The organism is Kitasatospora sp. NPDC050463, from assembly GCF_040655255.1.
In the GTDB taxonomy this organism is placed as follows: Bacteria; Actinomycetota; Actinomycetes; order Streptomycetales; family Streptomycetaceae; genus Kitasatospora.
The window spans coordinates 1-21,699 of the sequence record NZ_JBFAJO010000091.1; the positions used below are offsets into that span (position 1 = coordinate 1).

The window sequence follows — 21,699 nt, forward strand, 5'->3', positions numbered from 1 at the left end:
GGCCATGAGTGCCATCCGGACGCGGTTGCGGCGCTTGGTGGCGGTGGTGGTCGCGGTGGTCTCGTTACGGAAGGTCATGCGGGTCCTTTCGGAGGTGGGTGCGAGCGTGCGGAACCAGGCCCTTGGGGGCTGCTGGTTTCGGGGGGTGTGTGGCTCGCGTGGTTCGGCACCTGCTGTGCTCCGGGGCGGTGTGGCCTTCGGTGCGGCTGCTCGGTGCAACGGGTTCGAAGTTACGGGGGTGGGGGCGGGGGTTTCAAGGATTCGGAGGTTTAGGCATGTCAGGGTGGTGTTACCGGGTGTATGGATCAAGGAAATGGGCTGTTTTGAAGGCAAATGTCCCGTTTTTCAAGATCGAACAGGGCCGGAAAGTGGTCCGGGCCACATCGCGACCGGTGTGAGGCCGCGCACATCGTCGACGGTGTGTGACGAGCCCTCGGCCGCCCGTACCGGAAGTGCCGGGCGGCCACCCACCCCCGGGTGGTCCGCACCACAGCCCCCACCCGCTGCGGACCGAACGCGACTCACGGTGACGAAATCGCAGGCCAACGGGCGCCGGGCCGGCGCCGGGCCGGCGGTCAGGCGGCCGAGTACCAGATCTGGGCGGCGGTGCCGTTGCACGTCCACAGGTTCAGCGGAACGCCCGGAACGGCGGTGGACTTCGGGTCGTCGAGGCATTTGCCGGACCCGGGGTTCAGCAGGTAGCCGGTCGGTGACAGCAGCCACTGCTGCGTCGTCGACCCCGAGCAGGGAGCGAGCTGTACCGTGCTGCCGGCGGTGCCGGCGGTGCCCGCGTCCAGGCAGGTGCCGGTGGAGTTCCGGAGGGTGCCGTCCTTGACCAGCGACCAGTTCTGCGGCGCGGTGGGGCCGGCGCCGCAGGTGTGGAGGCTGACCGAGGTGGGGTTCTCCACGCCGCCGCTCAGGCAGTAGGTGGTGGCCTTGTTGGTGAAGGCGCTCCAGAGCGGCTGCCCGCCGTACGGAGGCCGCCAGTCCTGTCCGCTCCCGCCGCAGGTCCCGACGGTCAGCCGGGTGCCGTTGGCGGTCGAGGCGGCGGGGTCGGTCAGGCAGAGGCCGGACTGCGGGTTCAGCAGGCCCCTGGCGTTCTGCGTCCACACCTGGGAGCCGGTGCCGTTGCAGGGGTGGAGCTGGACCGGGGTCCCGTCGGTGAGTCCGCCGCCGGTGACGTCGAGGCACGTGCCGAGGGCCTTGACGGTGCCGTCGTTGCCGATCGTCCAGGTCTGGTTCGGCGTGGTGGCGCAGTCCCAGATGTCCACGGGAATGGTGGAGCTGCCGGGCTCGGCCGCGTTGCTCCCGGCGTCGAGGCACTTGCCGGGCAGGCCGGACGTCACGTTGCCGGTCGGCAGGCCGGTGGCGGGCTGGTAGGAGAACGACTTCGTGGCCAGTCCGGCGCCGCCGTTCCAGATCTCGAAGCCCGCCTGCACGGAGCAGAGTTGACCGTCGGCGGGGACGTAGCCTCGGACCACGGCGTCGGCGGTGACCGCGCGCAGGTTCAGGGCGTAGACGGAGTTGGTCGCAGTGGTGAGCAGGTAGCTGATGACCTGCTTGCCGGTGGTGGCGTTCTGGTACTGGTGGACCTGGTACGTCCGGCCGCCGAGGGTGACCTGCTGGGTGGCGGTGCCCAGCGGGACGGGCCCGCCCTGCCGGTTGAGCCAGATCATCAGCTCGTGCGAGGTGGTCGGACCGCACCCGCCGGCCGTGTCCGCGTACCAGAGGTCGTACGCCGCGTTGTACTGCCCGGGGACACCGGTGGTGGTCCGCCAGCCGGTCAGGGTGTCGCCCATGGTGGCCACCGGGGTGGGCAGTTCACCTGGTCGCGGGACGTACTCGATGCGCGTGTACGCGCCGGGTGCGCCGGGCTGGGTATTGGTGGCGTTGGTGAGGTCGCTGCGGGTGACGGTGAAGTCGGCGCCGCCGTCGCTGGTCATGCAGACCTCGGCCGAGGAGTTCCACTCGTCCGGCATGATGCGGTAGCGGCCGTCGCCCACGACGGCCGAGCCGAACTTCCCGTTGACGGAGGAGCACAGCGACACCGCCGGGTCCGCCGACGCCGTTCCGGCCAGCGCGCCCTGCAGGCCGCCGACCAGCGCGAGTGTGACGAGGACGGAGCGCGCCCGCCGCCGGAACGTGCGGCGGTGCGGGCGATCGGGCTGGTGATGGAGCCTCAAGTCCTGTTCCCCCTGTGAGAGACGGGTGTGTCCCGACAGGAGCAGACTGTAGTGCGGGTGGCCCGCCCCGGTTGGCCCTGCTCGTCGAGCGGCAGGGCCGACCGGGGCCCGTGGTCAGCGGCGTCGGTGCCGGCGGGTCATGCGGTCGCCAGCTCCGCGACGAGCCGCGTCGTGAGCGGTACGGGGATGCCGTGCCGTTCGGCCGCGCGCAGCAGGGCGCCGCCGATGGCGTCGAGCTCCAGTGGGCGGCCCGCCTCGGCGTCGCGCTGCATGGACGACCTGCTGTCGGCGGGGAACGCGTCGTAGCGCGCCAGGACTTCGGCGGCCACCGTCCGGCCTCCGCAGGCCCGGCCGACCGCCGCGGTCTCCGCCACCAGGGCCGTCAGCTCGTCGCGCCGCTCGGACCTGATGGTGCCGATGGGCCGGCGATGGCGGGTGGTCAGCAGGGCGAAGGGGGCCAGGAAGGCCAGCTTCCCCCACAGGACCTCGTCCTCGTCCGGCAGGGCCCGGGCGGTCACGCCCGCTCCCGTGAGCAGGTCGGCGAGCGGAGCCGACCGCTCCGGCGGGCCGGCCAGGTCGATCTCGACGAACGGGCTGCCGTGCTCGATGACGCCCGGCGCGGTGCGGGTGGACTCGACCCGCACGACGGCGGGTACCACCCGCTCGTCCCCGTAGCGCGCCCGGAGGGTGCGGGTGTGCTCGACGCCGTTGAGCAGCGGCACGACCAGGGCGTTCGCCGCCCACTGCGGCGGCACGCGGTCGAGCGCCGCGTCGAGCGCGGTGTTCTTGACCGTCACCAGGCACAGGTCGACGGGCTCGCGCAGGGTGCCGTCCGCCTCGACCGCTGCGGCGAAGTCGCCGAACTGCCGGCTGCGGACGTGGATGCCGTTCTGACGCAGCGGAGCGGCGGTCTCCTCCCGGGCGAGGCAGATCACGCGGTGCCCCGCGCGGGAGAGCAGTGCGGCGAGCAGGCCGCCGACCCCTCCGGGGCCGAGCACGGCGACGGTGGAACGGGCGGGTATCGGCACGGATTCGACGGTGAATCGTCCGGATTCGGACATGGCTGGGTTCCTCTCGGTTTGCGGGTCGACACCCGGAAGGGTTGTCGCCCTGGACCCGGCACGATGATCTCTTCCGGCCGCGGCCGGGTCAATCCTCGCGGGGGAGACCCCCGTGAGTTCCCGGCCGCGGCGCTCGGGAGGGCGCGGGGCCGCCGACCGGCGCGGGGTCAGCTCGCCGTGGCGAAGGCGGCTTCGAGCCGGGGGACGTAGTCGGCGAGTGCCGGAGCCCAGCAGCCGTAGTTGTGGCCGCCGTTGCAGGTGGGCGACAGGGTCGACCCGTCGCCGTAGTCGAGGGTGCGGTGGGGGATGCCGAGCTGGTCGAGCCGCGTCCGGACGGTGTTGGTGGCGATCGCCGTGAAGTGGTCGATGGGCCCCTGGTCGCCGGTGTAGAGGGCGATGTCGGTGCCGGCAAGCTTGGCCAGGTTGGCGCCCGCGGCGGGGTTGACCTCGTTCCAGACGTGGTCGGCGCCGAAGACCGGGTAGGGCGAGTCGAAGATCGCGTCGCTGTCGACGTAGGGCCCGTAGCCGACGCACTGACCGGTGCCGGAGGTGCTCGCGGCGCACCACGCCCCCGGGAGGTTGAGCTCGGTGGCCAGGACCGTCCCGCGGATCTCCGCCATGCCGAGGTCGATGCCGCCGGACAGCGCGGCGACGTGGCCGAACAGGTCGGGCCGGTACTCGGCGTAGCGCAGGGCGCCGTAGCCGCCCATCGACAGGCCGACGACGGCCCTGTGGGACCGGTCGGTGAGGGTGCGCAGGTTGGCGTCGATGAAGGGGACGACCTGGCCGGTGTGGAAGGTCTGCCAGTTGGCCTTGCCGAGGACGGTGTTCTGCATCAGCCAGTCGGCGTACCAGCCCTTCAGGCCGCCGTCCGGGACGACGGTGATCATCGCGTCCGAGCGCAGGGCCGGGGCGGCCGCGGCGTCGTCCACGGTGCCGGCCCCGCCGTGCAGGAAGTACGTCACCGGCCAGCGCCGGCCGGGGTCCGCGGCGTAGTCCCGCGGCAGGAAGATCCGGATCTTGTGGGTGCCGGACAGCTGACCGGTGGTCACGGTGAGCGTGAGGTCGGTGTTCGAACGCACCTCGGGGGCACCGACCTGGGTCAGGCCGAACCCGTCGGTGAAGACGGGCACGGCGGGGACGGTGGGGGCGGCCGGCACGGCGGGCTGGTCCGCGTGTGCGGGAGCGGCGACGAGCAGCGCGGACACGGCCATCGCCGCGGCGACGACGGCCGCCTTCGCGTGCCGGCGCCAGGCGGTCGGGAGCGAGGTCATCGGTGGTCCTCTCGGAGTGGCGGACAGGATGGTCGGGGGTCCCGCCGCCGGGTGCGGGCGGAGCCGGGGGTCACAGCGCGCAGTAGGCGTCGACCGTCGCCTTGCCGGTGTCCTGCTGGCCCCTCGTCCCGGCCAGCAGGTGGAACTCGTTGTTGGCGCGCGCGACCTGCCTGCTGCCGTCGTCGCTGGTGTACCAGTCGCTGAAGTAGCCCAGCACGGCGCCGTTGTGGCTCCAGGCCCACTGTCCGCACGGCAGTTGCACGTGGACGATGCCCAGGCCGTAACCGACGGTGCCGTCGGCGGTCACCGGGACGGTGGTCTTGAGCTCGGCCTCCTGCGCGGGTGCCAGCAGCCGGCCGGTCACCAGGGCGCGGGAGAAGGCGGTCAGGTCGTCCAGGGTCGACACGATCGCCCCGGCGGCGCCGAAGGTCTGGACGTCGGAGACGGAGACGTCCCTGATGCCGATGCCGATCACCGGGTACTCGTACCCGTGCAGGTAGGTGCCGGAGAGGGTCGGATCGCTGGTCGGGAAGGTGGTGTCGCGCAGGCCGAGCGGTTCGATGATCCGGTGTCGGACCTCGGCGGCCGCGTCGTTGCCGGTGACGGCCCGGATCACCATGCCGGCCAGGACGTAGTTGGTGTTGGAGTAGCTCCACTGCCCGCCCGGCGCACCGGTGGGCTTGTGCTGGGCGAGGGCGAGGTCCACCAGGGTCTGCGGCGGCCAGGGCTTGTTGGGCTCGGTGTTCAGCGCGTAGGAGAGCGAGAACGCCGTGTCCTTGGCGTAGTCGGGCAGGCCGGAGGTGTGGTTCAGCAGCTGGCGGATCGTGATCCTGGTGCCGTCGTAGCCGTTCGCGGCCACCGCTCCGGGCAGCCACCGGTCGACGGTGTCGTCGAGGGACAGCCGCTGCTCGCCCTCCAGCTGGAGCAGCACGGTGGCGGTGAACGCCTTGGTGTTGCTGCCGATCCGGAACTTCGCGGAAGGATCGGCGGGCACCCGGGTGGTGAGGTCGCCGACGCCCGCGTGCACGTACCGGGTGGTGTCGCCCTGGCGGACCAGGCCGATCACGCCCGGATACCCGTCGGCGACCCCCTGCTGGGCGCCGGCCTGCAGGACGGCGGCCGCGGTCGGGGCGTCGGCGTGCGCCGGTTCGACACCGGCGAGGGCGGCGAGCGCCAGCGCGGCGCCGACGGCGGTCAGACGTAGGGGCTTCATCGGACTCCTTGGGCTGCGGGTGGTCAGGGCGGCGCGCGGTGCTCGCGATCGGTTCCGCTGGGTCCGAGCGCCGGCGCCGCGTCGAACCGGTACCCGTGATGCTGCTGTCCGGGCGGCCCGGCGGACAGGCCATGGCACCGGCCACATGTGACCGGCCGTCCCGCGTCGGCGCCCTGACCGGTGGAGCGCGCCCCCGCGGTCACGGTGAGGCGGCCGGCGCGGGCGGGAAGGTGGCCGGCGCGTAGTGGCTGTGCTGCTGCCGGAAGGTGCGGCCGAGGTGGTGCTGCAGACGCTCGTGCCGGAACTGGTAGACCGCGCCGGTCTGGCGCAGCACGCCGCGGTGGTAGGCGTCGTCCAGGAACGCGACGGTGTGCCAGGGCAGTCGACCGGTCAGCGGCAGCCAGAGGCGGGACAGGACGAGCCACTGGCCCCACGCGGTGAAGGCGAGCAGGTAGGAGACCGTGCCGCCGATCCCGCCGACCGCGCCGATGAAGAGGCCGTCCGGGACGCCCCAGTTCAGTGGCCCCAGCGAGTCCTGGAACAGCTCGACGACCAGCCGCCCGCCGCCGGCGATGGTGATGGTGAGCGCGGGCGCCAGGGTGAGGAACCGGCGGACCATCGTGGCGCGGTCCGAGGACAGCAGGCTCACCGGGGTGGCCGCGGAGGTGACGTCGACGGGTGCTTCGAGCGCGGCCGAGAGCCCGAAGACCAGCCCGGCGGCCGAGCCGAAGGTCAGCCCGAGGCACAGCATGTTGATCAGGGTGCCCTCGATCACGGCCGGATCGGTGAGCGGCGAGCCCGCGTACAGCGCGCGCTCCAGGGCGAGGGCGCACGCGCAGCCGACGCCCATCACGGATCCGCCGAGCAGACCGTCCCCGAACCGGGCGAGGAAGGTGCGGACCGGCCGGCGCCCGAGGCCGTGGTGGGTGCCGGGCAGTCGCAGCCGCACGCGGGTCGGCTCGAACACCTCCCCGCCGCCGAAGGTGATCAGGAGCGCGTACACGCACCCGAAGGCGAGCCCGGCGACCGGTCCCATCAGGCTCCCCTGAAGCAGGACTTCGCCGACCCCGATGCCGAGCCCGAGCCCGAGCGGGCCGCCGAGCAGGCTGACGAACAGGCCGACGAGCCAGTCGGCGACGGCGACGCTCAGCGAGGTGGCCACCACCACGGCCAGGACGCGGGTCGAGCGCGGCAGCGACTCGCCGATCTGCCACCAGGCGAGGTCCTGCCGGTCGTGGTCGAGCCGGACCAGGTGGTGGGCGAGGTGGCCGAGCCAGCGCTGGGCGCGCTCCGGGTCCCAGCCCGGCGACCGGGCCTGCCGTCCGGCGGCGTCCCGCTCCGGGGCGCGGTGCCGGTACACGGCGGGGACGAACCCGGCCAGCAGGTGCTCCTCCAGGGACTTCGCGGTGGGGAACCTGACGGGGTCGAGCAGTTCGGCGGGATCGCGGTCGGGCGTCTCGCTGTAGGCGGTGCGCGCCAGGATCACCATGAGCGGGGTGGTCAGCACCGCCGCGAGGTTGGCGGCCGCCGTGGTCCCCCCGGTGCGCAGTTCGTCGAGGACGGGTCCCCAGACCGACTCGCCGTGGCCGTCGCCGGCAGCGGTGCTCACGCCGCGGGTGACCGGTCGCGCGGTCCGGGGGAGGTAGTGGACGAGGTCGTCGAGGGTGAGGTCGGAGAGCTCGATGCCGGCCGCCCAGAGCAGCGGCGCGTGCGCCTCCTGGACGGCCTCGGCGAACTCGTCGTGCCGGCTGGTGAGGACGAGCGGCAGCGAGGTGGCGTTGAGCGCGTCGAGGGCCTCCCGCCGCAGGCCCTCCGCGATCTCGTCGAACCCGTCGAGGACGGGGAGGACGAGGTCGGCGTCGACCAGCGCGGCGGCCAGCGTCGACCCGTGCGGGCCGCGGCGGGCCAGGTGCGGGTGGTCGCGCAGCAGGCGGCCGATCAGCCAGTCCCGCAGCGCGGTGGTGGTCGGGTCCCAGGAGCCGAGACTGAAGACCACCGGGACCCGGCCGGGCACGGTCGGGTCCTCCAGATGGTCCAGGACGAACCTGATGGTGAGGATCGACTTGCCCGAGCCGGCCCGGCCGAGGATCACCAACCGCCCGGAGGAGATCCGCCGGTAGACCTCCGCCACGCTCCGCAGGTCCCCGCTGAGGTCCATCCGGCGGGCCACCGCCCCCGGGCCGAGGCGCTGGATGTTGTCCGAGCGGTCGGTCAGCCCGGCGGGGGCCGGCTGCCAGCGGACCGGGAGCGGAAACGGGTCGTGGACCCGGCGCTGCGCCTCCTCGCGCCGCCAGCGGCGCCGGACCTCCGTCGCCAGCTCCTGTGCGGCGTCGACCAGCGCGGCGTGCACCGGCCTCGGTGCGGGAACCGCCCGCGGTGCGGGCACGGCGGGGGCGGGAGCGCCGGACGGCTCGGGTGGCGGGGTCGGTGAGCCGGTCCGGGGCGGGGCGGTGGCCCCGGGTGGTGCGGTGGCGGGTCCGGCCGGGTCCGCCGTCGGCCCGGGCGGGGCGGTGGCCCCGGGTGGTGCGGCGGCCGGTCCGGGCTGTCCGGGCTGCCCGGGGGCCGATTCGCTCCGCGCCTTCGCGAGCATGCTCGCCAGGTGCCGGCGGTCCTCCTGGCTGATGTCGAGGGCGTCGGCCAGCAGGTTCACCGTTCCCAACCGGTGGTCGGTGGATCTGCCGCTCTCCAGCCGGCGAATGGTGCGCACGCTCACTCCGGACCGCTCCGCGACCTGTTCCTGCGTCAGGCCCGCCTGGCCGCGCAGCCTGCGGAGCAGCGTGCCGAGCTGATCTGTCACCGAGGCGCCTCTCTACTCGCCGGTAAACCGCCGGTGAGCCTACCTGTGACGACCGGTCAGCGATGTCCGGCCGGATGGCCTGTTCGCCGAACATGACGAACGCCACAATCGCTGCCCTCATGGAGGCGCGGCGCGGTGGGAAGCGAGGAGTCGACGTGGCCTACCGCTACTGGTGCGGGGAATGCGGTTTCAGGACGGCCTGGCTGAGTGGGTCCGAGGGGGATCGGCAGCAGATCGAGCACTACGCGAAGCGGCATCCCGGCACTCCTCCCGGGGGCCATGTCGAGGTCGGTCGAATCCCGGACGGCTGCTGCGGCTGCCTCCTGGTGGCCGCGATCGCGCTCCTGCTGCTGGTCGCCGCGGCGGCGTGCCCGCGCTAGGCGATCGACCGCCGGTCGTCGGCGGTGACCGGTCGTCAGCGGTGACCGGTCGCGTTTGGCCGGTCCGTGGCCTGTCCCGCCGGGCGGTCCGGACCACAGCATGGGGCCGGGGCCACGGCGGACCACCGCCCAGCGCACGCGACTTCGTGCGTACCGGCCTTCCGTGCACCGGCCTTCCGCACATCGGCCCTCGCGTCTCGGCCCTCGCGTCTCGACGTTCCGCGTCTGGACCCTCCGCGCATCGGCCTTTCGCGTCTCGACCCAACCGAAGGAGATCCATGTCCACTTCACCCCAGCCGGGCCACCAACTCACCCGGCGATCGCTGCTCCGGACCGGCACGGGGCTCGTCCTCGGTACCGGCCTCGCCGTGGGTGCCGGCGTGGCCGCCGCCGGGCCGGCCGCCGCGACCAACGGCGTCGGCCAGACCGGCGCACCGCTGTGCCAACTGCCCGGAGACTCGGCGAGCCGGTACGGGCTGGGCAGCGGCGACCTGGGCATCCCGTACCACCGGGAGCACGACAACACCTGGGGCTATGTGTTCGGCGACTCCTTCGACGCCGGAAACGGCTACCTCGGCTCCCCGGTGATGCTGAACCAGGCCGACTTCGACCGCTCCGGGGCCACGCCGATCTCGTTCAGCTACGCCATGCCCGACGGGTCCGCCCGGCAGCTCTTCGACTACGTGCACGGCGCCGACAACGGTCACGGCGTGGAGAGCACCCGCATTCCCAACGACTGCATCGAGTTCGGCGGCCGCACCTACCTGCAGTACACCTCCGTGGCGCGCGGCATCGGCCCGGATCCGCTGCCGGCCGGCGAGGACGGCTCGCTGATGTCGGGCGTCGCCTACTCCGACGACTTCGGCCGGACGTGGACCGACTACCCGTACCACTGGGCCGGTCAGGACCAGGGCGTGAACCAGTCGATGTACGGGATGTGGTCCTTCGCCGGCATCGACCCGGACGGCTGGCTGTACATCTTCTCCAAGCGCTGGAACGGCACCCACAAGAACACCGGGGACCAGGGCGCGATCCAGCTGTTCCGGATCGACCCGGACGACTTCCGGGCCGGCAACTTCGGCGCGCAGCAGAACTGGGCGTACAACGGCAGCTGGTACTGGGCCACCGACGGCACCCCGCCGACACCGCTGTTCGGCCCCGGGAACAACATCGGCGAGTTCTCCGTCAAGCGGATCGACGGCCGCTACTGCATGAGCTACCTCGACGTGAACGACGGCTCGATCTGCACGCGCACCGCGTCCCGGCCCGACGCCGCGTGGTCCGCGCCGGTCCCGCAGATCGTCGCCAACAACGTCTGGCCGCCGAACCACTGGGGCCGACCGCAGGTCGAGAGCCTGTACGGCGGCTACATCCACCCCGGCAGCGCCGGCGCCACCTCGCTGACCCTGATCGTCTCGCAGTGGACCGCCCAAGGCGCCTACCGGGTGCTGCAGTTCGACGGGATCCGGCCGTAGTGCGAGCCGCGCACCGGCCGTCGGGCCGGCCCGTCCACACCGTTGGACATCCACGCCGTTCGACATCCACAGCGGAAGGGGTCCTCGTGAGACTCGCCGTACTGACCGGCGCGCTGGTGGGCGCGCTGGTCCTCTCGTCCGCCGGCCTGGCGGCGGCCGGACCGGTCCCCGCGCCCCCGGGCGACGGCAAGAACGTGACCTACCGGGGCACGACGTTGCGGGTGCCGGCGTCCTGGCCGGTGATCGACCTGGACGCGGCGCCGAACACCTGCGTGCGGTTCGACCGGCACGCCGTCTACCTGGGCAGCCCCGGCGAGGACCAGGACTGCCCGTCCCACCTCCGGGGGCGCAGCGAGGCGATCCTGGTCCGGCCGGCCGTGGCCGGAGCGGCGGGCGGGGCGCGGGAGAACGCCGCCGCCCGCGAGATCACCGTGACCACCGGAGAGGTCACCGTCACCGCGGCCTACGGCACCGACCGGGCGGCCGTCACGACGGTCCTCGACCGGGCCGGTCTGCGGAAACCGGCCGGGGCGACGGCGCAGGGGAGCGCCGCCCCGGCCACCGGTACCGCCACCGGCGTCACCACCGCCGTCACCGCCGCCGCCCCGGCCACCGCCGAGGCTCTCGCGGCCGCCGTGGACGGGAGCACCACCAACTACACCGGCCAGGGCTTCGATCCGTGCGCGGCCCCGGGTTCGGCCACCATGCGCACCTGGATGGACGCCTCGCCCTACGGTGCGATCGGGATCTACATCGGTGGCGTCAACCGCACCTGCGACCAGCCGAACCTGACCGCCGACTGGGTCGCCCGGCAGGCGTCGATCGGCTGGCACTACTTCCCGCTGTACGTCGGCCACCAGGCGCCCGGGGCCTGCCCCGGCTGCGCCACGATCCCGTCGGCGGCCCAGGGCGCGGCCGACGCCGACGACGCGATCGCGCAGCTGTCGGCCCTCGGCTTCCCGCCCGGCACTCCGGTCTACATGGACAACGAGCACTACGCGCCGCAGTACTCGGGCCTGGTGATGGGCTACCTGTCCGCCTGGACCACGCAGTTGCACGCCCGGGGCTATCTGTCGGGCGTGTACGGAAGCGCCGGCAGTACGATCTCCGACCTGGTCGCCCACTACGACTCCTACGCGATGCCGGACGTCATCGACTTCGCGGCGTGGCCGGGCAGCGGTGGTACCAGCACCTCGGATCCGGCGATCCCGGACCACCTGTGGGCGAACCACCAGCGGATCCACCAGTACACCGGTGGCCGCGACGAGACCTACGGCGGCATCACCCTCAACATCGACGCCGACTACCTGGACGTCGCGTTGGCTGCCTCCGGGCGGGCGTGGGACGACTTCGGCGACGGCCGGCAGAACCCGGCGATCGGCCGGGAGGCGAACGGCGCGATGATCGCGTTCGCGGTCTCACCGGACCAGCAGGGGCTGTACTACCGCGAGCAGACGGCTCCGAACGGCGGCTGGGGCCCGTGGCAGCGGCTCGGCGGTCCGGTCGGCGGACTGCCGGTGGTCGGCCGGGACCCCGACGGGCGTCTCGAACTGTTCGTCCTGGGCTCCGGCAGGAGCAGCATCCGGCACATCTGGCAGACCGCGCCGAACGGCGGCTGGAGCCCCTGGGACACGTCCTTCGGCGGAGCAGCCTCCGGTGTGACGGTCGGCCAGAACGCCGACGGGCGATTGGAGGTGTTCGCGGTGGCGCCGGACCGCGGTTCGATCTCGCACATCTGGCAGACCGCGCCGAACGGCGGCTGGAGTGCCTGGAACGGGGACGGCAACGGTCAGTTCGGCGGCCCGACGGGCGGCACGCCGGTGGTGGGTCACGAGGCCGACGGGCGGATGGCGGTCTTCGTCCTCGGGCCCGACGGTGGCAGCGTCGCGATCCGCGAGCAGACCGCCCCCTCCTCGGGCTGGGGCGGTTGGAACGGCTCCTTCGGCGGAGCAGCCTCCGGTGTGACGGTCGGTCAGAACGCCGACGGCCGGATGGAGGTGTTCGCGGTGGCGCCGGACCGCGGTTCGATCTCGCACATCTGGCAGACCGCGCCGAACGGCGGCTGGAGTGCCTGGAACGGGGACGGCAACGGCCAGTTCGGCGGCCCGACGGGCGGCACGCCGGTGGTGGGTCACGAGGCCGACGGGCGGATGGCGGTCTTCGTCCTCGGGCCCGACGGTGGCAGCGTCGCGATCCGCGAACAGACCGCCCCCTCCTCGGGCTGGGGCGGCTGGAACGGCTCCTTCGGCGGAGCCGCCGCGACGGTGAACGTCAGTCACAACGCGGACGGCCGGATGGAGGTGTTCGCCCTCGCCCCCGGCGGCGCGAACATCTCGCACATCTGGCAGGGCGCACCCAACGGCGGCTGGAGCGGCTGGAACGCCGACGGCACCTTCGGCGGCGCCGCCTGGGTCGGCGCGTGAACCCTTCGAGAGGAGCAGTGGAGAGCGAGATGTCACCCTTCAGCCACCCCGTGCGGCACGTGTCGCAGGCGTCCAGAGCCACGGTCCGGGCCCTGTTGACGGCCGCCGCCCTCGTCCTCGCCCTGGCGGGCACCGGTCTCGCGACCGCGGGCAGCGCCTCCGCCGCCCCGACCACCGGCGGCCCGACCGTCGCCGCCTCCATCACCGGCGGCCCGACCATGGCCGCCTCGGCCATCGGCGGCCCGATCACCCGCAGCGAGATCATCGCCCGGGCCCAGTACTGGGTCGACCACCAGCCGGGTCCCTACGACCAGGGCGGCTACTCGCCCGGCCCCGGCGGTGACTTCGACTACCGCCGCGACTGCTCGGGCTACGTGTCGATGGCCTGGCACCTGGACGCCAACGCCTGGACGGGGTCGCTGTCGGACTCCTACTCGTACGCCATCGACCGCGGCGACCTGCGCCCGGGCGACATCCTGAACAACTACAGCGAGCACGTGTTCATCTTCGACCGGTGGCTCGACGGTGACGGCGACTTCTCCTACTACTCCTTCGGCTCGACGCCGGTCCGCCACCTCACCGCCAACATCGGCGACGCCTCCCTGGACGGGCATCCCAACGGCTCCTTCAGCGCCCGCCGCTACCACAAGGTCATCGAGGACAGCGCGGTCACGCCGCACCCGTACCAGTCCGGCCGGATGGTGTCCGGCCGCGATGCGGACGGCCGGCTGGAGACCTTCGCCGCGGGCCCGGGCGGCGTCTGGCACGCCTGGCAGCTGTCGGTCAACGGCGGTTGGTCGGAATGGGTCGACGAAGGCGGACCGGCCGGCGCCCAGCTGGCGATCGCGCCGAACCAGGACGGCCGGCTGGAGGTGTTCGCGCTCAACGGGACCACGCTCGACCACATGTGGCAGACCGCGCCGAACGCCGGCTGGTCGGGTTGGGCGGGTCTCGGCGCCGGCGGGTCCCGGGTCGCGGCCGGCGGCAACGCCGACGGCCGGATCGAGGTCTTCGCCTCCGGCCCCACCGGGGTGTTCCACACCTGGCAGACCGCGCCCAACGGAGCTTTCGCCGCCTGGGCCGGTCTCGGCGGCCCCGCCGGCGCGCGGCTGCAGATGGAGAGCGCCCCCGACGGCCGGCTGGAGGTGTTCGCGCTGTCTGACACCACGTTCGGCCACCTGTACCAGACCGCGCCCAGCGGCGGCTGGTCGGCCTGGGACACCTTCGGCGGCGGCGGGCACGGCCTGACGGTCAACCACAACTCGGACGGCCGGCTGGAGGTGTTCGCCTCCAACGGCGCCGGGGTGTTCCACCGGTGGCAGACCGGCCCCACCAGCTGGTCGGAATGGACCGGGACGGACGGGGGAGCCGCCGACGCCGAGCTCTCCTCCGCGCGCTCGGTCGACGGCCGGATGGAGGTGTTCGCCATCAACGCGGGCGCGGCCACCCATCTGTGGCAGACGGCGGTGAACGGCGGCTGGTCGCCCTGGGAGACCTTCGGCACCGGCGGCACCGGGATCGCGGCGACCACCAACCAGGACGGCCGGCTGGAGGTGCTCGGCAGCAGTGCCTCCGGCGTCTTCCACCGCTGGCAGACCGGCTTCAGCAGCTGGTCCGGCTGGGCCTGGCTGAACTCCACGGCCGGCCCGGCGCTGGCCTGACGACAGCGGGCGCCTGCCCGCCCCGAAGGGGCCCGTCCGGCCGGAGGAGGTCCTCCGACGACCGGGCGGGCCCCGCGGGTCGATGGCCGGCCCACCGGCGGCGGATCAGGCCAGGGGGCGGCAGAGCAGCGCGTCCGGTACGCCGCCGTGCATCCAGCGCCAGGTCATCGCGACACCCGCGAGGTACTCGCCGGCGGCGCACTGGCCCTTGTAGTACCCCGGTGCCCAGTCGCTGGCCGCGGAGTCCGCTCCGGTGGAGGCCGGCGGACGGTTGTCGCCCCGGTCGAACCAGAGCACGCGGCCCGTCGCGGGCAGCGGGCCGGCCGCGGGAGCGCACAGCAGCGCCGCCATCGCGTTGCCGTGGACGCCGTAGCCGACGACGAGATGACCGGCCGGGCACTGGAGCTTGTTGTAGCCCGGGGCCCAGTCCCCGTCGGTGACGTACCTCTCGTCGGTCACGGTGACCCAGCCGCCCGGCCCGGTCGCGGGTTGCCCGGCGTCGGTGCACAGGCCGCGGCTGTCGCTGCGGCCCAGACCGATCAGGCGCTGGCCGTCCGGGCAGTTGCCCTTGCGGTTGCCGCTGCTCCAGTCGGGCAGGGCGAGCATCCGCCGGGACACGTTCTGGTCGGTGTGGTCGAGGTCGAGCAGGTTCCAGCGCGGCTGCCGCGGCACCTGGCCGGTGTACGAGGGGGCCGCGATCAGGCGGTTCCAGTTCTGGGCCCGCCAGTCGCCCGGGTCCTCGATGCTGAGCCGGCGGCCGGCCCGGTCGTAGTGCAGCAGGGCCCAGGAGTCCTGGGGCGCACCGTCGTTGTGCCAGCCGACCAGCGGCCAGATCGCGAAGTCGGCGTCCCGGGCGGCCAGGATCGCCGTGAAGCGGTCGAACCAGGCCTGCTCCTTGGGGTCGGTCGAGCCGCGTCCGCCCGCGCCGAACTCGCTGATCCAGACGGGAGCGGTGAAGTGCTGCCCGGCCCGGGTGACGAACAGCGCCTCCTCGTCCACCACCGCGGCCAGCTGTTCGGGCGTCAGGTCCTGGTAGCGCGGATCAGCGGTGGAGCCGGGCCCGCTGCCCGCACCGGTGTTGGCCGAGCCGGTGTAGCCGTAGAAGTGGGCCGCGTAGACCAGCTTGCCGGAGTCGATCAGGGTGTGGGAGAGGGTGGCGACCGGCTTGAGCATCGGGCGGCCGTGGTACAGCCCGGCCAGCGGAATGCCCTGCCAGTTGATGCCCTCCATGATGATCAGCAGGTCGGGCGAGGCCTGGAGGATCCGGTTGCCCGCCTCCTCGAAGGCGGCGTACTCGTCATGGCTGTCGCCCATGCCCCAGTTGGGGTCGTCCCAGGTGTCGCGGCGGACTTCGTTGCGCAGGTCGGCACCGACGACCCGCTTGTTCGCCCGGTACCGGTTCGCCATGAACAGCCAGTCCTCCTCCCACTGTTGGGTGGACTGGCCGCTGTTCCAGCGCTCGTTGCCGTCCAGGCCGCAGCAGAACCGGTAGGAGGTGGTGTGGTTGTTGAGGACGACGGCGAACCCGTCGGCGGTGAGGGCCGCCACCACGGCGTCGTAGACCTGGAGCGGCGTGCTGCCGCGCAGCTGCGGGTTGGCGGCGACGGCGACGTCCGGGACGACCGTGGTGTCCCGGATCATCGCGTCCGCGAAGGGGAGCCGGATGCTGTTCAGCCCGAGGCTGTGGAAGCCGGCCATGATCTCGGGCAGCGCTGCCCGGTCCAGGCCGAGCGGCAGGTTGTACGACACCTGGCCGGCCTGGTTGTTCGCCGGATCGGCGGTGTCGCCGCTGCCCTGCCAGGTGCCCTGGGCGCCGGCCCAGTTGCCCGACCGCAGCTTGAACCGGTCGCCGGCCGCGTCGACGACGTAGCGGCCGCGGGTGCTCAGCGGTCCGGTCCAGGAGGCCGCCAGCTGCGCACCGGTGAGCGCCACCGGGGCGCCCGCCGGTGCGGTGGCGGTCGTGGTCAGGACGGCCGGTGCCGCCGGGGCGGTCCCGGGCGACGCCACGACGCAGGCGGACAGGGTCGTTGCCACGGACAGCAGGCGCAGTGCGAGTCTTCTCATGGTCATCCCGACGTGGGTGAGGGTGATGGACGCCGGTCACCCCCGCCGGGGACCGGTTCTGCCTGTACACGGTCACCCGGGATCCTGGCACACCCGGGGCCCGCCCGGGAGTCCCCGAACCGCCGCCGCTGCCCTGGTCCTCCCGTCCGGCGCCCGGACCGTGGCGGTCCGGCGGTCGGGCGGCCTGGCGGTTGGGCGGTCCGGCGGTGGGACGGTCGGGCGGTCGGATCACCGGGCGAGGATGCGCCGGAGCCAGCGGGAACGGGCGTCGCGGGCCTCCCGGGCGAGCGCCGACCGGGGGGCGAGGGTGTCGAAGCCGTGGAACGCACCGGGCCACACGTGCAGTTCGGCCTGGCCGCCGGCCTGCCAGAGCGCCTGGGCGTAGGCGACGCCCTCGTCCCGGAAGGTCTCGGCCGACCCGACGTCGAGGTAGGCCGGGGGCAGTCCGGACAGGTCGGAGGCGCGGGCGGGCGCCGCGTAGGGCGAGAGGTCCGCGGCGCCGTACCGGTCGCCCAGCAGGGCCTGCCACGCGGTGGTGTTGGAGGTACGGTCCCAGGTGTCGAGGCCGGCCATCTGCTGGCTGGAGAAGGTGGCGTCGCGGTCGTCGAGCATCGGGCACAGGAGCAGCTGCCCGATCGGGGCGGGGCCGCCCCGGTCCCGGGTGAGCAGGGTGAGGGCGGCGGCGAGTCCGCCGCCGGCGCTCTTTCCGCCGAGCACGATGCGGTCCGCGTCGATGCCCAGCTCGGCCGCGTGCTCGGCCGCCCAGACGAGGCCGGCGTAGCAGTCCTCCAGCGGCCCGGGGTAGCGCGTCCGCGGAGCCAGCCGGTACTCGACGGAGATGACGGCCAGCTCCAGCGGGAGCGCCCACTCGCGCAGCAGCCGCGGAACGACGGACCACGCGTTGCCCATGATCATTCCGCCGCCGTGCAGGTAGTACAGCAGCGGCAGCGGCCGGGAGATCCCGGCGGGTCGTGCGCTCACCAGCGTGACGTCCGGCCCGTCCGGCGACCCCGGCGCCCGCAGGTCGGCCACCTCGAAGCGGCCGTCGGCCCGCAGCTCCCGGACCGTCGGCCTGGCCCGGGACGCGGCATCCCGCTCCTGCCGGGCCGCCAGGTTCTCCGGGGTGATCGGCCCGCCGGCCCCGTCGCCCAGGGCCGCCAGCGCGGCGCCGAGTTCGGGATCGAACGGGGGCGCGTGCCCGGGCGCAGGGGCGGCGGGGCCGGACTCCGACGGTATGTCGGCGACGCTCATGCCGGCCCCGTCCCGCCCCGTCGCGCGGGCACGCACCGAGCGGCAGACCGGCCGGGGCGGCCCGACGGCATGTCGGGAGACGGGGAGAACGTCGGGGCGAGGTCCATGCGGTGTAGTCAACCACCCGCCGGGCGGGGGCCGCAGCTCCCCGGTGGCGGTCCTGCGCCCGACCGCCGTGCGGGCCGGCGCGGCGCCCGTGACCCGGGCCCGTCGGCGGCTTCCGGGCCGGTGCCGGGGCTGGGCGCCGGAGGCCCGGGGAGGCCGAAGCGCGCCCCGCGTGTTCGACGCTCGCGCCAGGGGCGGTCGGGGCGGCCCTGGGGCCGGGCGCGGCCACGCTGCCGGTGTCCGGGAGAATGGCCGCCATGACCACCACCCTCGATCACCCCGCCCGCGTCGCGGCGGAGACCGCCCGTTTCGTCACCGTTGTCCGAACCGCCGATCCGTCGACCCCGGTGCCCACCTGCCCCGGCTGGACGATGACCGACCTGGTGCGTCACGCCGGCAGCGTGCAGCGCTGGTTCACCGTCCTGCTGCGGCAGCGGATCCAGGAGCCGCCGCGCAGTCGCGAGGTCGACCTGCGGCTGCCGGAGCGGCCGGACGGCTATCCGGACTGGCTGGCCGAGGCGGCGGCGCAGGCCGGTGCCGAGTTCGCCGCGGCCGACCTCGACGCGCCGATGTGGGCCTGGGGCGCCGACCAGCACGCCCGGTTCTGGGTCCGCCGGATGCTCTTCGAGACCCTGGTACACCGCGTGGACGCGGAACTCGCGCTGGGTCTGCGCCCCGAGATCGACCCGGTACTGGCGGTCGACGGGGTGTCGGAGTTCCTGGTCAACCTGCCCTTCGCCGCCGTCTTCGCGCCCGACACCGCCCTCCTGCGGGCCGCGGACCGGAGCATCCGGTTCACCCGCACCGACGGCGACGGGGAGTGGCTGGTGCGGCTGCGGCCCGACGGCTTCGGGCTCGACCCGCGGGGCGCGGACGCGAGCGCCGACGTACCCGCCGACGCGACCGTGCGGGGCACCGCCGCGGACCTGCTGCTGCTCCTCTACGGTCGGCTGGACCGGGCCGCCGACCACTTCGAGGTGGAGGGGGACGAGGACCTGCTGGCGCACTGGTTCGCCAACTCCGCGTTCTGAGCGGCGAGGCCGGGCGCTTCACCCGGCCCCGCCGGCGGGCGTCAGATCTCGATCCAGTACCGCTGTACGGGGCCGAACTCGGTGTCGCGGACGTCGTCGAGGAGCCCGCCGTGGCGCGCGATCGTCCTCGCCGAGGCGAGGTTGTCGACCGCGCAGGTCACCAGCAGGCGGTCCAGCCCGAGCCCCCGCGCCTCGTCGAGCATTCGGCCCAGGGCCCAGCCGGCCAGCCCGCGTCGGCGCGCGGAGGGCCGGATGCCGTAGCCGATGTGGCCGAACTGCAGCACGTACTCGTCGAGCCCGTGCCGCAGGGCGATCCCGCCGAGCACCTGGTCGCCCTCGACGATCCATCGGTACAGGCAGCTCGCCCGGCCTGCCTCCGCCGGCTCCGCCGCGTCGGTCAACCGGGCCACCCAGGCCGCGAACCCGGCCGCGGAGCCGACCTCGTCGGACGGCAGCAGTCCGAAGCCGTCCTCGTGGACGCCGGGACCCCATTCCCGGTGAGCCTGGGTCCAGGCGGCGTGCAGGCGGGTGGTGGGCTCGATCAGTTCGGGCATACCGCGACGATACGGCCCGCCCGGTGGGCCGGCGGGACCGGCCCCGGGGCCCCGGGGCCGGGACCTCGGCAGGCAGGCCCGGGGCCGGCGCGGCCGGGGAGCCGTACCCGGTCGCACCCGGACCTGCCGGGACTGCCGGACCAGCCGGAGGCGGCCGGAGGGAGTGCCGGTCAGACCCGGTCGGCCGCGATGAGCACGTACTGGAAGGAACCGTCCTTGTAGGAGGAGATGAACGCCTCCTCGATGCCCGTGACGAGGGAGGAGGTGGCGCGCAGCTCCCAGTAGGGCAGGGTCGCCGGGGTCAGGTCGATGACGGCCTGCGGCACGAGGCGGTTGTCCGCCATGGCGCGCAGGTACTCCCGGCGGGAGTGGATGTTGCACTCGAAGTGCGCGTTGATCTGGGACACCCACTTCGACGGCTGCCCGTAGGCGGGGTTCCAGCACCCCGTGATGGTGACGTAGCGGCCGCCGACCGCGAGCATGCGGGAGTGCTCGGCGAAGAGGTCGTGCAGGTCCACGTACATGCTGGACTCGTTGTTCCACGAGCCCGCCACCTGGCCGGTCTCGAAGGGCATGTCGAGCATGTTGCAGACCCGGGAGCGGACCGAGCCGTCGATGCCGAGCTCCCGGGCGCGCCGGTTGCCGAACTCGGCCTGCTTGGCCGACAGGGTGACGCCCTCGACCTTGCAGCCGAACCGCTGGTGGGCCATGACCATGGAGCCGCCGCGGCCGCAGCCGGCGTCCACGAGCAGGCCGTCGCGCGGGATCGTGCCCAGGTTGTCCAGCAGCACCTCGGCCTGCGCGGACTCCAGCCGGTGCAGTTCGGCGATCACCTTCTTCTCGCGCTCGCTGTCGGCCGGGTCCCCCAGCGAGGCGTGGTCGACGTCACCGATGCCGTAGTGGTGGTGGTAGAGGCCGTCGACGTCACCGAGGCGCAGGTTGACGGGCCGGGCCTCGTGGTCCCAGTAGCGGGCGATGTCGCCCTGGTAGGGAGTGGCCGGTCCGGGAACGGCGGCAGAGGTCGTGGTGGGGATATCGGTTGTGGTCATTGGTCAGCTCCTTGGTTACCAGAAGTCGGGCAGGCTGTAGCGGTAGGTGTTGGTCCGGTGCCAGTAGTGGTTGCCGTCGACCCACACGGCCACGCCGCGCAGGAAGCGCAGCAGGGGCGGGGCCGGGCAGGCGGCGGCCAGGGCGGCCGCCTCGGCCTCGAAGGCGTGCATGAGGTCGTTGTGGACGTCGACCGCCTTCAGATAGCCGTCGCGGTCGGTGCCGCCCTCCTGTTCGGTGAGCACCACCGGAAGGTTCAGGTGCCGGCCGGGGCTGGCGAGCTCCTTGGTGTAGGAGTACAGGTCGTTGACGATCGTCGTCGCGTTGGAAGCGAGCGCGATGACGCGTTGCAGGGCGGGTAGCGTGTGGAGGTCGGCGGGCAGCTCGTAGCCGCCGACGGTGTCCGTGATGGTCGGACAGGGGCGGAAGTTGTTGAACTGGCGCATCGCCAGGTACTCCCACACCGCGGGGACGTGGTCGGTCTGGGCCCAGGCGGCCTCGGCGAGGTAGCCCAGGTGCAGGCGGGCCATGTCGTGCCGGAACCGGTCGGCCTGGGAGGGGCTCGCCGCGCGGTTGAAGTAGTCCATGGCGGACCGGTAGGCGCGCCGGGGAGCGTCCTCGTGCAGGGACTCCTCCCAGGCCGGCTGGTACTCCGCGGTGGTGTGCAGGGGGTCGAGGGCGGTGTGGGCCAGCAGGAGGCGCCCGCCGAGGCCGATGGGCGAGCCGCCGTGGTCCTCGCAGTAGCAGTCGTCGACCACGTTCTCGGCGACCATCAGCCGTGCGGCGACCATCAGGTGGTCGGTGTCGGGGGCGTCGGGGTGGCAGGCCACCATGTAGCGGCCGATCGAGAAGCCGTCGAACTGGTCCTCCCACTCGGGTGGATACAGCTGGACCTCGTCCACCGCCCAGGTCTTGATCCGGTTGCCGATCTCCGCGACGCGCTCCGGGTCGGGCTCCGGCACCGGGTGGTGGTAGAGGCCCGGGACGGGATCGCCGGACTTCGGCGCCGGTGTCCGGCGGCCCGGGTGCAGCCCGGCCGTCCCCAGACCGCTGGGGCCGCCGAGGATCCGCTCCAGGGCGGTCCGGCTCATGACCGTACCGCCGAGGTCTCCGCGGTGGTCTCCGGTCCGGTGTGCATGGGCATGGATGGGACTCCCTCCGAGCAGGACTGCGCGTCATG

14 protein-coding genes and 1 pseudogene are annotated in these 21,699 nt (G+C 73.5%); 5 read left to right on the forward strand and 10 right to left on the reverse strand.

Annotated features, from left to right (window positions below; genetic code table 11):
• Positions 1-575: 575 nt before the first annotated feature.
• From AB0J08_RS35840 to AB0J08_RS35860, 5 genes are all read right to left on the reverse strand, one after another.
• Complete coding sequence (locus tag AB0J08_RS35840; RefSeq protein ID WP_360642471.1) at positions 576-2,183, reverse strand: ricin-type beta-trefoil lectin domain protein; 1,608 nt, start codon at positions 2,181-2,183, stop codon at positions 576-578.
• A gap of 137 nt (positions 2,184-2,320) precedes the next feature.
• On the reverse strand, positions 2,321-3,244 hold the full coding sequence (locus tag AB0J08_RS35845) for a 2-dehydropantoate 2-reductase (RefSeq protein ID WP_360642473.1): 924 nt from the start codon (positions 3,242-3,244) through the stop codon (positions 2,321-2,323).
• Positions 3,245-3,411: 167 nt separating this feature from the next.
• Positions 3,412-4,518, reverse strand: coding sequence for an alpha/beta hydrolase-fold protein (locus AB0J08_RS35850; protein ID WP_360642475.1), 1,107 nt, complete (start codon positions 4,516-4,518; stop codon positions 3,412-3,414).
• Between the two features lie 70 nt (positions 4,519-4,588).
• Complete coding sequence (locus tag AB0J08_RS35855) at positions 4,589-5,731, reverse strand: serine hydrolase domain-containing protein (RefSeq protein WP_360642477.1); 1,143 nt, start codon at positions 5,729-5,731, stop codon at positions 4,589-4,591.
• A gap of 199 nt (positions 5,732-5,930) precedes the next feature.
• Positions 5,931-8,528: a helix-turn-helix domain-containing protein gene (locus AB0J08_RS35860; RefSeq protein ID WP_360642479.1), complete on the reverse strand. Its 2,598-nt coding sequence runs from the start codon at positions 8,526-8,528 to the stop codon at positions 5,931-5,933.
• Between the two features lie 155 nt (positions 8,529-8,683).
• Between AB0J08_RS35860 and AB0J08_RS35865 the strand changes: the two genes are divergently transcribed.
• From AB0J08_RS35865 to AB0J08_RS35880, 4 genes are all read left to right on the forward strand, one after another.
• Positions 8,684-8,908 carry a hypothetical protein gene (locus AB0J08_RS35865; protein WP_360642481.1) on the forward strand — a complete coding sequence of 75 codons (225 nt, stop codon included), beginning with the start codon at positions 8,684-8,686 and terminating at the stop codon, positions 8,906-8,908.
• Between the two features lie 278 nt (positions 8,909-9,186).
• On the forward strand, positions 9,187-10,383 hold the full coding sequence (locus AB0J08_RS35870) for a DUF4185 domain-containing protein (protein ID WP_360642483.1): 1,197 nt from the start codon (positions 9,187-9,189) through the stop codon (positions 10,381-10,383).
• Between the two features lie 86 nt (positions 10,384-10,469).
• The gene (locus AB0J08_RS35875; protein ID WP_360642485.1) at positions 10,470-12,806 is read left to right on the forward strand and encodes a glycoside hydrolase domain-containing protein; all 2,337 of its coding nucleotides are present in this window, start codon (positions 10,470-10,472) and stop codon (positions 12,804-12,806) included.
• Between the two features lie 29 nt (positions 12,807-12,835).
• Positions 12,836-14,467, forward strand: coding sequence for a hypothetical protein (locus AB0J08_RS35880; protein ID WP_360642487.1), 1,632 nt, complete (start codon positions 12,836-12,838; stop codon positions 14,465-14,467).
• A 105-nt stretch (positions 14,468-14,572) separates the two neighbouring features.
• On the opposite strand, the gene AB0J08_RS35885 is transcribed toward AB0J08_RS35880, so the two are convergent.
• Both AB0J08_RS35885 and AB0J08_RS35890 read right to left on the reverse strand, forming a co-directional pair.
• On the reverse strand, positions 14,573-16,537 hold the full coding sequence (locus tag AB0J08_RS35885) for a cellulase family glycosylhydrolase (RefSeq protein ID WP_360642489.1): 1,965 nt from the start codon (positions 16,535-16,537) through the stop codon (positions 14,573-14,575).
• A 222-nt stretch (positions 16,538-16,759) separates the two neighbouring features.
• Complete coding sequence (locus AB0J08_RS35890) at positions 16,760-17,782, reverse strand: alpha/beta hydrolase (protein ID WP_360642491.1); 1,023 nt, start codon at positions 17,780-17,782, stop codon at positions 16,760-16,762.
• A gap of 362 nt (positions 17,783-18,144) precedes the next feature.
• On the opposite strand from AB0J08_RS35890, the gene AB0J08_RS35895 reads away from it, so the two are divergent.
• Complete coding sequence (locus AB0J08_RS35895; protein WP_360642493.1) at positions 18,145-18,918, forward strand: maleylpyruvate isomerase family mycothiol-dependent enzyme; 774 nt, start codon at positions 18,145-18,147, stop codon at positions 18,916-18,918.
• Between the two features lie 41 nt (positions 18,919-18,959).
• Here the strand turns inward: AB0J08_RS35895 and AB0J08_RS35900 are convergent, their stop codons facing one another.
• The 3 genes and pseudogenes from AB0J08_RS35900 to AB0J08_RS35910 all read right to left on the reverse strand — a co-directional run.
• Positions 18,960-19,472 carry a GNAT family N-acetyltransferase gene (locus AB0J08_RS35900; RefSeq protein ID WP_360642495.1) on the reverse strand — a complete coding sequence of 171 codons (513 nt, stop codon included), beginning with the start codon at positions 19,470-19,472 and terminating at the stop codon, positions 18,960-18,962.
• Positions 19,473-19,642: 170 nt separating this feature from the next.
• Positions 19,643-20,521 (reverse strand): geranyl diphosphate 2-C-methyltransferase, encoded by an 879-nt coding sequence (locus tag AB0J08_RS35905; protein ID WP_360642497.1) that lies wholly within the window; start codon positions 20,519-20,521, stop codon positions 19,643-19,645.
• A gap of 15 nt (positions 20,522-20,536) precedes the next feature.
• A pseudogene (locus tag AB0J08_RS35910) lies at positions 20,537-21,601 on the reverse strand (family 2 encapsulin nanocompartment cargo protein terpene cyclase); the annotation flags it as partial.
• Positions 21,602-21,699 lie beyond the last annotated feature (98 nt).

Bases quoted from the DNA above. Each gene is read 5' to 3' on its own strand.
- AB0J08_RS35845 (WP_360642473.1), bottom strand. From the start codon at position 3,244: ATGTCCGAATCCGGACGATTCACCGTCGAATCCGTGCCGATACCCGCC.
- AB0J08_RS35850 (WP_360642475.1), bottom strand. From the start codon at position 4,518: ATGACCTCGCTCCCGACCGCCTGGCGCCGGCACGCGAAGGCGGCCGTC.
- AB0J08_RS35855 (WP_360642477.1), bottom strand. From the start codon at position 5,731: ATGAAGCCCCTACGTCTGACCGCCGTCGGCGCCGCGCTGGCGCTCGCC.
- AB0J08_RS35870 (WP_360642483.1), top strand. From the start codon at position 9,187: ATGTCCACTTCACCCCAGCCGGGCCACCAACTCACCCGGCGATCGCTG.
- AB0J08_RS35880 (WP_360642487.1), top strand. From the start codon at position 12,836: ATGTCACCCTTCAGCCACCCCGTGCGGCACGTGTCGCAGGCGTCCAGA.
- AB0J08_RS35885 (WP_360642489.1), bottom strand. From the start codon at position 16,537: ATGACCATGAGAAGACTCGCACTGCGCCTGCTGTCCGTGGCAACGACC.
- AB0J08_RS35890 (WP_360642491.1), bottom strand. From the start codon at position 17,782: ATGAGCGTCGCCGACATACCGTCGGAGTCCGGCCCCGCCGCCCCTGCG.
- AB0J08_RS35895 (WP_360642493.1), top strand. From the start codon at position 18,145: ATGACCACCACCCTCGATCACCCCGCCCGCGTCGCGGCGGAGACCGCC.
- AB0J08_RS35900 (WP_360642495.1), bottom strand. From the start codon at position 19,472: ATGCCCGAACTGATCGAGCCCACCACCCGCCTGCACGCCGCCTGGACC.
- AB0J08_RS35905 (WP_360642497.1), bottom strand. From the start codon at position 20,521: ATGACCACAACCGATATCCCCACCACGACCTCTGCCGCCGTTCCCGGA.